The following is a 14,133-nucleotide window of genomic DNA, read 5'->3' on the forward strand; positions in this document are numbered from 1 at the left end:
AAATGTCTTTAAGGACAGTTCTAAGAAACCATTTCGTCTTATTGGTGTATTCTATTCAAGTCGTTTTTGATAATTGACGGCACGTAAATTGCTTGATAATCATTAGTATAGCTTTGGTTTTTAATTTAAATTTCACAGGTTTATTGAATTAATGCATATATTTGTATAAATGAAATCGGTAGATAACATAACAACCATTTTTCCAAAAGATCTTTTCTGGGATGTTAATCCCTCTAAGTTAGATAGACAGGAAGATAAGGATTTAATTATCCCAAGGGCGCTCTATGCAACTACAGAAAGTACTTTTCCAGAAGATATTAGTCGTTTAGAGCGTTTATACGATCGTGCTGAAATTGTTGAAGAGCTTAAAGCTACAAAAGAACGTATCAGTAATAAAGTGTGTGCGATGGTCGCTCAGAGATATCACATCAAGCAGTTTTCAAGATACTAATGGCTGCTGTTTCCGCAGAACTGTTAGAAACAATCATTGAACTTCAGAATCTTTCAAGTCTCCAGAAAGCAGTATTAGGAGGGGGAACCAATCTCGCGATTAGGTATGACCATCGGGAATCGATAGATATTGATCTTTTCTTTTCAGGGATAATTGGGAAATCAGGGTATCAAAAAATAGATGAGGAAGTTAAATCACACTTTGGTGAAAATGCTTCGCGCTTTGATTACCCTTGTGACGAGGGTGACCAGTATATGTTTATGCGCTTCTGGATCAAAAAAGGTACACTCAGCATTAAGGTAGAGATACTCCAGAATGCCAGCTTTTTGGATGAACCTGATATTGTAGAAGGGGCAAGACTCGCAACCGTTAGGGACATTGGCCTTCTTAAACTGATGACAGCGTCGAACCGTGCGAACTTTAAGGATATCTATGATTTGGATTATTTGACTGCAGATATTTCCTTGACTTCTTTAATGGCAGACTTGAAGTATAAACAGGAAACTTTTAATGGAGATGAGCACCGGACAATATTTGATCTTGATAATGAAATAAGTCCTGTAGATGATCCTTTGCGCCTGCTTTTATTTGAGGCAAAAGCCGCGGCGGCTAGAAATCGGCCTAATCATAGTGATTACAGGATTTTGCCCCAACCAGGTAAAAAGAACTGGAGGATGGCACAGTCAAGTTATAGAAGAAAGGTGCGAAAACTTTGTAGTGATATCGGTGTTGACTTTCCTAATATAAGCCCCGTTTGATAGCTCTCTTTAAATCAAGGCTAATTTTTTAAACGATAAATGGTCATTGGATGGCAATATAATTTTTTGATAAAATGATTTATTCTGTAAAATAGATTTATAGTTTATATTGCAGTACATAAATTATCACTAAATTAATATTCTACATTGGCAATCTCACTTTCAGAATTTGTAAAATTCTATCCTTTGCGCGCAAGCTCCATGGCTTGGCTATTTGGCGCGGGCAGCTCCGTGTCCGCTGGTGTCCCTTCGGCATATGACTTAACTTGGGACTTTAAAAGACGGATCTATTGTGCAGAACAGGCATATCCACTACATCTTTTTAGTAATCTGACAGATAATGGTATCCGTGAGCAGATCCAGAGCTATTTTGATAAACAGACTGGCTGTCCCAAAAGAGATAGTTCAGAAGAATATTCTTATTATTTCGAACGTGCATTCCTGAGTCCTAGGGATCGGAGTGGCTATATTGCCAGGCAAACATCTGGCATGCAACTCACTTATGGCCATAAGGTAATGGGTATACTAATGAAGCATGCCAAATTAAATCTAATTTTCACAACAAACTTTGACAAGGCATTTGAAAACATTGCCAGTGCCCAGTTTGAAAAACTGGAAAACTGGTATGCCGCAGACCTGGATAGCGGAGACAATGGATTAAAGTTCTTTCAGTCCGGCAAGCGGCCACTGATTGTAAAGCTCCATGGGGACTATTTTTCCGAAAAAATAAAAAATACCAGTATGGAACTCCAGGGCCAGGATAGGCGGCTCCGCGATATACTTTCAATGTCACTGGACACAAACGGCCTTTGTGTTATGGGCTATAGTGGAAGAGACAAGTCAATTATGGACGTATTGAGAGAATCTGCTGTTAAATCCAGTGCGCTATCAAATGGTCTTTTCTGGTTCAACAGGGCAGGAGGAAGTCCTGCTCAGGAAGTAATAGATCTTATAGAACTCGCAAAATCGAATGGAAAACAGGCCGAGATAGTGGAGATAGAGACATTTGATACAGCTTGGGCAGATCTTATAAAAGGATTTGATGATATCCCTATCTCAGATATGGAAAAGCTGAACGAACACTACCATCGATCTACTAATCAGCCCATCCCCGATGCTGGAATCAAATATCCCTTGATTCGCTTAAATGCTATCCCTATCATAAATTATCCCGCTACGGCAAGACTTTATAAATGCGAGGCGGGGAATACAAAGGAGGTTAAAAAACTTATTAACGAGAGCAAGACCCAGATCATTGGAATCAGGAAGCAATCCGGTATTGTGGGGTTTGGACCTGATATCAGTTTCGAAAAGGCGTTTGAGTCTTATGGTAAATTTGATACAGATCTTTTTCAGGTAGGCGAAAAAGATTTAATGTATGATGATTCTGCAACGAAAAGCCTCTTAACAACTGCACTGCAAATGTCACTGATTGATGGAAAACCACTTAGATTGACAAAAAAGAGGGATCGGTATTTCATCTTTCCCGATCTGAAAAAGATCAGTGACCCTGCTTTCGTGGCTCTAAAGAATTCAATGTTAAGCATATCCGGAACAATTCCCCGGTCAAAATTAACCTGGGTTGCAGCGCTTGAAATTAGCATACAATATGTTCTTTCCAAACCTCTGCTGGTACTTAACCCTACTATAATCGCCTCTAAGACATCAGAGCGGACAGAGAGTAAACTTGTAGCGCCATTCGTTAAAGAAATAACCGCAAGGTGGTACAATCAGAAATATGACGGAATTTTAAACAGCTGGCTGAAAATTTTATTTGGAGACGAAAAAGAAGTTACTATCTCTGCGTTCACAAGGCCCATCGAAGGCGTAAACGCATCATTCACCATTTCAAAAACTACCGCATTCACTAAAACGCTCTAAAGATGGAATTTCCAGCATATCATATTATTCCCGAACCAAAACTAACTTTCGAAGCGCTATCCAATGCGCAGGACATACATCCATTAAGGGGACTTAAAACGTTCAAGCCCTATTCTATTAAACTAAACCCTATCGGTAAGATCAGAATTGCTGCTATTTATCCTGAAGGATCCTACCATATCATATCAAATCTAATAACAGAACTTCGTTCAACCCACTTGCCAAAGGAGCGGACCGCATATCTGGAAAGTTTTACCGGTATTGAGGATATTTTCGGAGTAAAAGTAGAACTGGTTCCAGAAGCTACATCTATCTCTTTATCCACGCAAGATGTATTTAAGGAGGGCGTAGCTCCATATATTTCACTGAGCGAATCCATCAGCGGGTGCATAAGGGAAATGTCCAAACGAAAACTCGAATACGACGTGCTGATGATCTACCTTCCGGATTTTTGGTCTCCGGGATTTGAGGACCTCGAAAAAGGATTTGATCTGCATGATTTTATCAAGGCCACATCGGCAATGCTCAATATTGCCAGCCAGGTTATAAGAGAGGGCAGTGCAATCAAATATAAGTGCCGATGCAGTGTCATGTGGAGACTTTCTATCGCCCTGTATGTTAAGACTGGCGGAATTCCTTGGAAACTCTCAAACATCGACCAAAATTCAGCGTTTATAGGCCTGAGTTATGCCACTCGGCTTAACCCAAATACAAACCAATATGATTATACTACCTGTTGCAGTCAGGTATTTGATGCAGACGGCACGGGACTGGAATTTGTAGCTTACGATGCAGCCGAGATTGAAACCAGGGTCGGGGAGAACCCCTATCTTACCAGGGCAGAAATGAGAAAACTGATGTCCAGAAGCCTCGAGCTTTACCAGCGCAAGCATGCAGGAAGAAGACCTGAACGTCTAATCGTTCATAAAACAAGCCATTTTACACAAAGTGAGATTGACGGTGCCTTTGATGCTATCCCCGGAAACATTAATTTGGAGCTTTTACAGATTGTGCAGAACACCAATTTTAGGGGGATTCATTATCTTGACAAAAACGGTGAGAAAGGTGCCGATGGCTATCCATTGAACAGAGGTACTTATTTTCAGATCGGACCTCAGGAAGTGCTTTTATGGACACAGGGAAATGTTGATCTCAATAATAAAAAATATTTTAAGGAAGGAAAAAACATTCCCTCACCAATCCTCATCCGAAGATTCGCTGGAGAAGGTGGTTGGGACAGGAACTGTCAAGCCATTCTTGGACTTACCAAAATGAACTGGAACCACGATGCACTTTACGACAGGTTACCGGTGACGCTGGGTTACGCCCAGTCGCTTGCAACTACGATAAAAAGGATGAACAAACTTATTAACAAACCTTACGAATTTAGATACTTTATGTAAGTTTTGTAAACTAAAGTTTTGGTGCCTAAACTCTTGGTACTTGAAAACCTATTGTCAAAATCTTTAGTTTTAAGATTTGACAATAGGTTGTTTAATCTATAGGAGCCATGTTCCATCAAGTATTATCACATCTTATGTTTCTTAGATTCTATTTATGTTTCCCCAAACTCTAAACTTTCCATGATCCATTTTCTGATTATAATTTTCCTTGCCAATCTTTTTTTTCTAATTTTCGCCTTTTTTGTATTTGTTTTTGGTTCTAAATTTTGGAGTTCTCGCTTCTCTTTTATCAACTCTGCATAACCGTCAAATTCTGGCACGGTCATGTGTAAATCTCCGATAGCTTTGAGTTTTGAAACAAATGAGCTGTTGATCGTGATTGCAGGCTCCTGACAATCTTTTTCATAGTTGCTTTTAATTAAATTATTAATGTAGATCAGAATCTGAACAACTTCGTTAAACTGATCTGGTCGAAACTCTTTTCCATCAGATATTAATTTAGGTTTTATGATGGTAGTAATCAACAGTCTCTTCCCACCGATATTCGCGTCTGCGAAAAGGGTGCTTAAGTTAGCAAATGACTGAAGGGCAGATTTTGATACGGCCTTTAAGTTTTTCCAGGAAATTTGCTCTGCCTTTATTTCATCCAGCTCCCATTCAAGGTGCCTGATCTTTTTGTTACTAGAATTTTTTATTATCTCATATTCATCACTTTCTAATTGTTTTTCAAGCATTAGTTCTCTAGCCCTAACGGCTTTTCTGTTTACTGCTTTTATCTCGGACAACAGGTGTTTTCTTTTTTCGGGTACTGGGCGTACCTGACTGGTATGCGCCTTGATCATCATTTTGATGAAAAATCTTATTACGTCCTTGTCTACAAAGAAATTGTGGATCTGTTCGATGAACTTTTGATTAGTGAAATTAGCTCTGAATCTCATGCCGCATTTGGAGGTACAGTGGTAATAATAAATTTTTGTTTTACTTCCTCCTGGAGCGCTGGCGGTTAGCTTTTTGTTGCACTTACTGCAATATAAAAATCCACGCATTAGTAGTTGCTCCGGTTCTAGCATTCCAATGCCATGAGACTTTGATTTTATTTTAAGTTTTTTTTGAATGCTATAAAATTGTTCCTCTGTAATGAGTGGTTGATGCCTTCCGATTACACAATAAGCTTCTTCATTTTGGTATTGCGGTATTTTAACTTTACCACAATACATTGGGTTATTGATCATGCAATAAAAGTTACATTTGCTGCAAACAAAACCTCTTTTATTTGCTATATACAATATGTTTTCTGGAGCAAAGTCGTAATTTTCAAGGCAATAAAAAATCCATTTCACAATCGATGCTTCTGGTTCTTTTATTGCCATATACTTTTTCCCTTCCTCGGTTGTTTTGTTTATATATCCTAAGGGGGCAGGTCCGGTCCATCTACCTTCTTTTTTTGCTCTTCTTAAGCCTGCCTGAGTACTAAGTCCCTTGCGATCATTTTCAATTTCCGGCATTGTAAGATAAATAGCAAGCATTAACTTGTTCTCTGGCACACTGAGGTTTAAGGGTTGTTCAACAGCCTGAGCCTCTATGCCTAATTTTTTCAATGAAGCTATCGTTTGGTATGCATCACTTGTATTTCGACTAAATCTGTCCCATCTGGTAAATAATAAAAGGTTGGACTCGTTTCTATTTCTTTTTAAGAATGCTAGTAACTTGTTCCACTCGGGACGATTGAAGGTTTTAGCGGAAAAATCTTCTATTATGATCTGTCTGATATTAATTTTATTTAGCTCGCAATACTTTTTAAGTATGTGTTTTTGTAGGTTTAACGAGTAGCCTTTTTCGGCTTGCTCATCCGTACTTACTCTAATATATAAATCTGCTGTTTTCATTTGCTTCTCTTTTTTAAATTATTTGAAAGTTTATAAATTATGAATTCGATCCATTTTCAGGATTTTCAAGTTTTTCAAAAAGTGATGCGATTTGAGCGATTTGGGCTATGTCAGTCGACGAAAAATGTCCCGGGAGGGACCCAGAGTTTTAAAAGCAGTTCTGAAAAGAGCTGCTTTTCTTGTTTTCGACTCTTAGTTTTAAGTGGGAAGTGATGAAGGATTTCAATATTTCTCTTAAAACAATAGTCGAAAACATCAAGCCATATTTGAGGACAACTGCCTTTTCATAATTTAAAAACGATGCCAGTGAGAAACTCATATTCATTTTAATATGGATCTGCCTTGTATTTTGATGGCGCTTTTAAACATGGATTTAACAATTTACCGAATTCTGAGCCACTAACTTTTAAATAATGCGGAAAGACTTTACATTAAATTATGGAAAGAATAAAAACAGAAATAATGTCTTGGTTAATGGGAGTGATCGATGACAATTCCTGGGAAAAATATAATGACTTGCATATTGATGAAGTCGATAACGTATTTAAAAACAAATCCAATTGGGTTGGTGGTGGGTTAGAATGCTATATTCAGGCTGTCTCAATAATTAAAGAGCTTAATATTCCTTACACAATCGAATTAGCCTTTTCTTTGAAATCCAAGAAGAAAATAGCAAATCATATTATAACAGATATTAACTTTTTAAAAAAAGAACTTGATCACAGCCCTCCATCATTATATGTTTTTCATAATGATTGGAAAGGCCTAAATGGATTGAAACAAAAAGGAATAAAGCTAAGTAACTTCACTGATAACGACGAAATTGTTGGCAGTTTTTATTATTATCAAGTCTTTAACGAAAGAGATAGTGAAGTTAGAAGAGTTTTATTCTGTATTTGAGAATTAATTTGAGCTGCGTACGTCTACTTCGTTATAAAAGCTAAGAAATTATGGTAGGAAAACTTGAAAAATAGACAGGCGTAATGGAATGGTCCCCGGTCTTCGAATTAGCTCAAGATATTGTATTACTTTACAATTCCGGAATCTTACTCTTGTTATTCTGGAATCGGATTCCTGATTTGTAATAAATTTGATGAATGTTGGCTATATTTGCAATATGATTACTCGAACCGCAGAAGAAGAAGTAAAATTCCTGGCAAGCCAATTTAAAGCTATAGCCATTGTAGGTCCCAGACAGTCTGGTAAAACCACCCTAGCCAGAACTGTATTTCCCAATAAGCAATATGTTTCACTCGAAAATTTGGATAATAGATTGTTTGCAACAGAGGATACGAGAGGCTTTCTAGCGCAATACTCAGCTGGAGCCATTTTTGATGAAGCTCAGCGTGTTCCAGAACTGTTTTCCTATTTACAACAGGTTTTAGATGAAGACACAGAAAAGGGAAAATTCGTACTAACTGGATCTAACAATTTCTTGCTTCAAGAGAACATTTCTCAAAGTCTGGCGGGAAGGATAGGTTATCTATATCTTTTACCATTCTCTACGGAAGAAATCGGAAGGATCACTCATAAGCAACAAAGTGTTGAAGAGGCTATATACAATGGAGGATATCCTCCAATATATGACAATCAAATTTCCCCAAATAGATGGCTGTCGAATTATATTCGAACTTACGTAGAGCGCGATGTACGACAAATTAAAAATGTAAATAATCTGGGGGCTTTTGAAAGATTTGTAAAGCTTTGTGCCGGACGAATTGGACAATTGTTAAATGTTAGTAGTTTAGCAAATGAGACAGGCGTAGATGCAAAAACAATAAGTTCTTGGATAAGTGTGCTGGAGAGTAGCTTTATTATTTATTTGCTTAAACCACATCATCAGAACTTTAACAAACGTTTGGTAAAAATGCCAAAATTGTATTTTTATGACACTGGTTTGGCCTGCTCACTACTGGGGATTCAAAATGCTGAGCAGCTAAAAACACATTCGGCTTTAGGTAATTTGTTTGAGAATTATGTGATTACAGATATGATTAAAACCAGATATAATAGAAATGAACCAATGAACTTGTATTTTTGGCGAGACAATTCTGGTAATGAAATGGACGTGATTATTGATAATGGAGGAACCCTGCATCCGGTAGAAATTAAATCAGGAAAAACGATTACTGCCGAATTTTTTAAGAACTTTAAGTTTTGGCAAAAGATATCTGGTACCGAAGGAGGTGCAGTCATTTATGGTGGCGAGCAAGTTCAAAACAGGAGCAATGGGTTGAAAATAGTGCCATGGAATAGTTTGGAGGCAAGAATTTAATATCGTAGATATCCATTCTTTAAAATTTTCGAAAACTGCCCTAAGCTAATCAGCTTATATCCATGGCTTTACCCCAGTTCGGCCTGTCCAGTATATTCGTAGTACCGTCGCAGGTAACTCGCCTGGGTTTTCCTTGTACTTTCCTTGGACATTCCTTGGGTCATGCTTGGGTAAAAGCAGGTAAAACCCATTCAAAACCCCTTTAAACCCACTTTTTTGTTATAAAATCTCCTTGAACCCACCGCCAGCGCACTTTTGTAACTGAAGTTTAAACTTTAAGGCGTACAAATGAAGAGCATCCCTGGAAATCATTATATTTGGTTTCTACACTCTTAAGCATGAAACTTCTATATAAACTACTTTTCTTTAGCATTGCTTTTTCTTCAATATCGATAGCCGACGCGCAGCAGAAAGCGATTCACATGCAGTATTCCGTTTCAATGGAAAAAGCAGCTGAACACCTTTATCATGTATCGCTCATAAGTACAAGCCCGGGTAAAACGCTGGATTTTAAAATGTGTACATGGACACCCGGCTACTATCAACTGGTTGATTTTGCCGGAGCAGTTCAGAATTTTAGCGCAACTGATGCAAACGGAACGAGCCAGAAATGGGAAAAAACTGCACCGGAAGTCTGGCATATTGAGAACAATGGAAAACCTGTACACATTACCTATGATGTTAAGGCTGTTGTTCCATTTGTTGGGAATGTATATCTCGACGAAACAAGAGGTTACATTACGCCCGGAGGTTTGTTTTTATACCTGGACCAGGAACTGAGAAACCCGGTTAGTGTGGAGATGACACCCTACAGCAAATGGAATTCACTGGTGGCAACAGGTCTGGATACGATTCCGGGTAAAATGCATACCTTTTTGGCCAATAATTTTGATGTTTTGTATGATAGTCCGTTTTTAATGGGTGAACTTGAGGTACTGCCATCCTTTGAGGTAGCAAACAAACCGCATCATTTTATTGGCTACAAACTCCCTGAATTTGACCGTCAGGGCTTCATGGATGATCTTAAAGAAATCGTGGAAACCGGAAGCGCCATTATCGGTGAAATTCCCTATACCCACTACAGCTTTTTATCGATAGGTGCCGGGGGTGGGGGTATAGAACACCTTAATTCATCTTCATTGAGTTTTAGTGGCGGGGAAGGATTTAATACACCAGCAGCCAGAAAAAAACTATACAACTTTATTGCCCACGAATATTTTCACCATTATAATGTAAAACGAATACGCCCTATAGAGCTGGGTCCGTTTGATTATTCAAAAGAAAACCATACCAACATGCTTTGGGTATCGGAGGGATTTACCGTTTATTATGAATACCTGATTACCAGGAGAGCAGGCATCATGACTCCGGAAGATTTTTTTAAGGACCTACAGCAGAATATCAAAAATTATGAGAACCAACCGGGCCACCTGTATCAATCTGCTACACAAGCCAGCTATTATACCTGGAGTGATGGTCCGAATGGAAGGGTGAATGACACCTTCAACAAAACCATTTCCTATTATGATAAAGGGCCCATTTTGGGATTAATGCTTGATTTTAATATCCGAAATGCCACTAAAAATAAAAAATCACTGGATGATTTAATGCGTTTACTTTATTACAAATACTATAAAAAGCTGAACCGGGGTTTTACAGAAAAGGAATTTAGACAGGAATGTGAGGCGATTGCGGGTATTGCAATGCCTGAAATATTCGAATATGCTTCAACCGTGAAAGCGCCTGATTATCCGAAATATTTTGCAATGGGTGGCTTAAAGATTGATACGGTTAGTACTGTTCAATATGATTCATGGGCGGGTCTGAACATCCGTAAACAAGGTGACTTTTTAAAAGTGGCTTCGATTGATTATCAGTCGCCTGCATGGTACCTGGAGATTAAGAGCGGGAGTAATCTCCTTGAGGTTAACGGCATTCCGGCAACGCCCGAGCTGTGGTACAAAACCTTGGAATCGTCCACTGCGGGAGATACGGTGAAATTGCTGGTGGAGAACGCAGGAGAAAAAAAACTGATCAGCCTTGTTTTACAAAAGCGGAAAGAGAAAACATTCATGATCAGCAAGCTCAACGAGCAAAATGCGTTACAGAAGAAAATATATGATAGCTGGATCGAATAAACCTTTATGTTAATGGTAAGCTGAAATGGAAGGTAGAGCCTTTACCTAATTCGCTTTCTACCCAGATTTCGCCATGGTGTCTGCTTACAATTTCTGCACACAAGTATAATCCTATACCGAAGCCGGCAATGGTAAGGTGCTGATCTGCCACGCGATAGTAACGCTCGAAAAGCTTATGCTTGTCCTCTTCCCTGATCCCGCTTCCTTCATCAGCTACAGATACCACGGCAAAGTTATCGTGTTGTTCACAGGAAATATCTATAGTGCTTCCTGGTGGGGAATACTTTACCGCATTACTGATTAAGTTATTGAGTACGTGGCCAATTTTATCGCGATCCGCATCTATCGTTAATTCTTCGCATTTTACAATCACGATATTATGACTGTTTGCAGTAACGGTGAACTCGCTTTCTACCTCGCTAATCAGTTCTGCGAGATTGAAGTGCTGTTTCTGGATGTGTATTTTTCCTGATTCAAGACGCGACACATTTAGAAAGCTGTTAATCATGTTCGCCATCTTCTTCAACTGGTTATTTGCTTTATCCAAAGCCCCGGATGCAAAAGTGTCGTCATTCTTTTTTGCGCGAACCTGCAACAACTGTACGTATCCTGTAAGTGAGGTTAAAGGCGTTTTGAGCTCATGGCTCACCATTCCTATAAAATCATTTTTGCGCTGCTCATCGGCCTTATGTTCGGTAATATCTGATATTACTCCAACCATTTTTACTGGAACACCCTCACTGTCATACCTTGCCCTTCCGTGCGCACTAATCCAGTGGATGGATCCGTCAGGCCAGGTGATTTCATATTCAGCGCGGTAGATACTATGATTTTCTTTGGCTATTCTAACGAGTTCCCTTATCCGGTCTCTATACTGTGGTAACATGGCTTCAAACATCTCCGCATAAACAAAGTCGTGATCAACATTACGGCCAAATGCACGTTTGAACTCATCGTTGCAAACCATTGTTCCTGTTGCCAGATCTACCTCTGTAGAACCAAGCGATCCGGCGTCCATGGCAATTTTTAGCCTGTTATTTACCTCCAGTATTTCCTGGCGTGCATTCACTTGTTCCGTTACTTCGGTAACCACCTGCAATACCCGTTCTATATTACCATTCTCCTCTTCGATGGGTTGGTATACAAAATTAAAATAACGTTCCTGAGGTGCATTGTCTTTCAAAATAATGGCTTTGCTCTCTACACCATGATAAGGCTTTCCGGACTTGAGTACATTCTGCAGGATAGTGATAAAAGGCTGGTCGGCAATTTCCGGCAAAACTGCATCGAATCTTTTTCCTTGAACATCTGAAGATTTACCCCAAATTTCGAGCATTCTTTCGTTTGCACTTTCAATGATCAGTTCGGCTCCTTTAAAAACCGTAATGGCTACAGGAGCCTGTTCGATAAGTCTGCGGAATCTTTGTTCGCTGGCTTCCAGATTGCTGATGAGCAATTGCATGCGCTCTTCACTGGTTACCTGTTCAGTAACATCCTGCAACACGCCGCTAAGGCGGATGGGCTGTTTATTTTTGTCAAAGAGCGTTTTACCCTTTGCTTTAACTATTTTTGGGATTGGATTCTCAGGATTACTGATGGTATAAAGCACCTCATAGTTTCCACCGGAATTGTGATCAAGTGCCTGAGATATAGCTGCCAGCACCCTTTCTCTATCGCCGGGTGTGATTACACTGGTTGCTTTCCCGAGTTCAATTCGATCTTCAGGCTGCAGTCCAAACCAGGATTTGAGTGTATCGTTGCCGGCAAATTTTCCGGTGATGGGGTCCAGATCGAAAGTTCCAAGGCCCGCCGCACTGATGGCCAGTTCGATATCATCCTGACTGATTTTTAGTTTTTCATAAACTCCGGTGATTTCCTGAGTGAATTTATACATCTCCTCATTCGATGCAGCCAGTTCCTCATTGGATGCCCTGATTTCCTCATTTGACGCTTCCAGCTCCTGGTTTAGAAACGCAATAGTTTCAGTCCTTTCCTGAACTCTGCTATCTAACCGTTCGTTAAGCTGCTGGAGACTTATTTTTGCAGTTTCAAGCTCCTGATTGGCGATTCTGAGTTCTTCGAGTGCAGTGGCCAGATCAATATTTTTACTGGCCAGTTCTTCATTATGCGCCTGTTCCATTGCCAGGTAGGCAGCATTCTGTTTAGCCTCTTCAATTGCGGTTTGTTTTAAATAGCGCTCGGTAATGTCGACCGCGCTATGCAGAATGCAGATGGTTTTTCCGTTGTCATCCAGGATAGCCCGATATTCGAAATCGAAATAAAAAATCTGATTTTTGCCATCAATAGACAACTCCGCAGGGGTATCCGAACCGGAAATGGTTAATCCTTCCAACCACACCTTTCTGAACATCTCAATGAATGGCTGACCAATAAGCTCAGGAAGCGCTTCTGCAAGTGACTTTCCTAAAACACGCTTATCCTTGCCCCAAATCTTCAGCATTGCATCATTCGCAAACTGAATGTGTGCATCTTCTCCAACATGGATAGCTGTTGCAGTTTTGGTTTGAGCAAAAACTTCGATGATCTTTGTAGTATCAAGGAAAGGTATTTCAGACATAGGGACAGGCATTATTCGTCAAAGATACGGTATTCTATATTCCGAATACAAACTATAACTTTGCGGAATTAAGCTTTTGAAGGTATTTGTTAGCAAATGTTTTAACATCTCGGTCGGATGATTGCGCAGCTTTTGTAAGTAGTGTCTGTGCCGTCTGACGATCGCTGATTAACAGATTTTGGTAAGCTTTATCAAAGGCGTTACCTTTAAGTTTTTTCAAACTCTCGATTAGCGCATTGCTTGCAGCATCATTAATGCCGCCTATGGACTCAACTTTTTTTGTTCCTTCGTATCCCGCTTCGCCACCACCGTTTTTAATTCTTGAGGTGTCGCGGAGGTTTTCGGGAGATGAATCCACCCGGCCGTCAGGTCTTTGTCCACCTTCAGGCAAAGCACTGCTCAACACCACTTTTTTATTTTTAGCGAGCACTCTGATTTCATCATTGAATTTATTTAGTGTTACAGATAAACGGCTTCCCCAATCGCCGGCTTTGGTACCGCCTTGCTGACTGGCGATTGCTGATGCACGCAGTTGTTTAATGCAAAGCGCGTTCAGATCGTTTAACAAAGCCGCATCACTATTTTGCTGGCTGGTCTTATGAACAAAGGGGCGGGAAGCTGGTTTAATATCTAAAGTTACTGAAGACGATAATGCCGATGCTGTGATGGCAATCAGACTGGTTTTAAGAAGATTCATCATAACGGTGTTTTTAAATTACAACACTAATCAGTCCCCTTAAGTTTTGTTATTTATGAATTGGAA

The 14,133-nt window shown here is 39.6% G+C and carries 10 protein-coding genes; 7 read left to right on the plus strand and 3 right to left on the minus strand.

Annotated features, from left to right (window positions below):
• The first annotated feature begins 169 nt into the window (after window positions 1-169).
• The 4 genes from AC570I_RS04855 to AC570I_RS04870 all read left to right on the plus strand — a co-directional run bounded on the left by AC570I_RS04855 (window position 170) and on the right by AC570I_RS04870 (window position 4,493).
• The gene (locus tag AC570I_RS04855; protein ID WP_497404609.1) at window positions 170-451 is read left to right on the plus strand and encodes a DUF6922 domain-containing protein; all 282 of its coding nucleotides are present in this window, start codon (window positions 170-172) and stop codon (window positions 449-451) included.
• A complete protein-coding gene (locus AC570I_RS04860; RefSeq protein ID WP_497404610.1) occupies window positions 451-1,209 on the plus strand; it encodes a nucleotidyl transferase AbiEii/AbiGii toxin family protein in 759 nt (252 codons plus the stop codon). Before AC570I_RS04855 ends, AC570I_RS04860 begins: the two co-directional genes overlap by 1 nt.
• A 201-nt stretch (window positions 1,210-1,410) precedes the next feature.
• Window positions 1,411-3,090: an SIR2 family protein gene (locus tag AC570I_RS04865; protein WP_497404611.1), complete on the plus strand. Its 1,680-nt coding sequence runs from the start codon at window positions 1,411-1,413 to the stop codon at window positions 3,088-3,090.
• A gap of 2 nt (window positions 3,091-3,092) precedes the next feature.
• Window positions 3,093-4,493: an argonaute/piwi family protein gene (locus AC570I_RS04870; RefSeq protein ID WP_497404612.1), complete on the plus strand. Its 1,401-nt coding sequence runs from the start codon at window positions 3,093-3,095 to the stop codon at window positions 4,491-4,493.
• Between the two features lie 152 nt (window positions 4,494-4,645).
• On the opposite strand, the gene AC570I_RS04875 is transcribed toward AC570I_RS04870, so the two are convergent.
• Window positions 4,646-6,379 carry a recombinase family protein gene (locus AC570I_RS04875; protein WP_497404613.1) on the minus strand — a complete coding sequence of 578 codons (1,734 nt, stop codon included), beginning with the start codon at window positions 6,377-6,379 and terminating at the stop codon, window positions 4,646-4,648.
• Window positions 6,380-6,817: 438 nt separating this feature from the next.
• On the opposite strand from AC570I_RS04875, the gene AC570I_RS04880 reads away from it, so the two are divergent.
• The 3 genes from AC570I_RS04880 to AC570I_RS04890 all read left to right on the plus strand — a co-directional run bounded on the left by AC570I_RS04880 (window position 6,818) and on the right by AC570I_RS04890 (window position 10,792).
• A complete protein-coding gene (locus AC570I_RS04880; protein ID WP_497404614.1) occupies window positions 6,818-7,279 on the plus strand; it encodes a hypothetical protein in 462 nt (153 codons plus the stop codon).
• Window positions 7,280-7,496: 217 nt separating this feature from the next.
• Window positions 7,497-8,654, plus strand: coding sequence for an ATP-binding protein (locus AC570I_RS04885; protein ID WP_047797281.1), 1,158 nt, complete (start codon window positions 7,497-7,499; stop codon window positions 8,652-8,654).
• Window positions 8,655-8,992: 338 nt separating this feature from the next.
• A complete protein-coding gene (locus AC570I_RS04890) occupies window positions 8,993-10,792 on the plus strand; it encodes a M61 family metallopeptidase (protein WP_497404615.1) in 1,800 nt (599 codons plus the stop codon).
• Between the two features lie 4 nt (window positions 10,793-10,796).
• On the opposite strand, the gene AC570I_RS04895 is transcribed toward AC570I_RS04890, so the two are convergent.
• Together AC570I_RS04895 and AC570I_RS04900 are read right to left on the minus strand one after the other, a co-directional pair.
• Window positions 10,797-13,370 carry a PAS domain-containing protein gene (locus AC570I_RS04895; RefSeq protein WP_497404616.1) on the minus strand — a complete coding sequence of 858 codons (2,574 nt, stop codon included), beginning with the start codon at window positions 13,368-13,370 and terminating at the stop codon, window positions 10,797-10,799.
• Between the two features lie 52 nt (window positions 13,371-13,422).
• The gene (locus AC570I_RS04900; protein WP_497404617.1) at window positions 13,423-14,070 is read right to left on the minus strand and encodes a DUF4142 domain-containing protein; all 648 of its coding nucleotides are present in this window, start codon (window positions 14,068-14,070) and stop codon (window positions 13,423-13,425) included.
• Between the last annotated feature and the right edge of the window lie 63 nt (window positions 14,071-14,133).

The organism is Pedobacter sp. A2324, from assembly GCF_059693705.1.

Bases quoted from the DNA above. Each gene is read 5' to 3' on its own strand.
- AC570I_RS04855 (WP_497404609.1), top strand. From the start codon at position 170: ATGAAATCGGTAGATAACATAACAACCATTTTTCCAAAAGATCTTTTC.
- AC570I_RS04860 (WP_497404610.1), top strand. From the start codon at position 451: ATGGCTGCTGTTTCCGCAGAACTGTTAGAAACAATCATTGAACTTCAG.
- AC570I_RS04865 (WP_497404611.1), top strand. From the start codon at position 1,411: ATGGCTTGGCTATTTGGCGCGGGCAGCTCCGTGTCCGCTGGTGTCCCT.
- AC570I_RS04870 (WP_497404612.1), top strand. From the start codon at position 3,093: ATGGAATTTCCAGCATATCATATTATTCCCGAACCAAAACTAACTTTC.
- AC570I_RS04875 (WP_497404613.1), bottom strand. From the start codon at position 6,379: ATGAAAACAGCAGATTTATATATTAGAGTAAGTACGGATGAGCAAGCC.
- AC570I_RS04880 (WP_497404614.1), top strand. From the start codon at position 6,818: ATGGAAAGAATAAAAACAGAAATAATGTCTTGGTTAATGGGAGTGATC.
- AC570I_RS04885 (WP_047797281.1), top strand. From the start codon at position 7,497: ATGATTACTCGAACCGCAGAAGAAGAAGTAAAATTCCTGGCAAGCCAA.
- AC570I_RS04890 (WP_497404615.1), top strand. From the start codon at position 8,993: ATGAAACTTCTATATAAACTACTTTTCTTTAGCATTGCTTTTTCTTCA.
- AC570I_RS04895 (WP_497404616.1), bottom strand. From the start codon at position 13,370: ATGTCTGAAATACCTTTCCTTGATACTACAAAGATCATCGAAGTTTTT.
- AC570I_RS04900 (WP_497404617.1), bottom strand. From the start codon at position 14,070: ATGATGAATCTTCTTAAAACCAGTCTGATTGCCATCACAGCATCGGCA.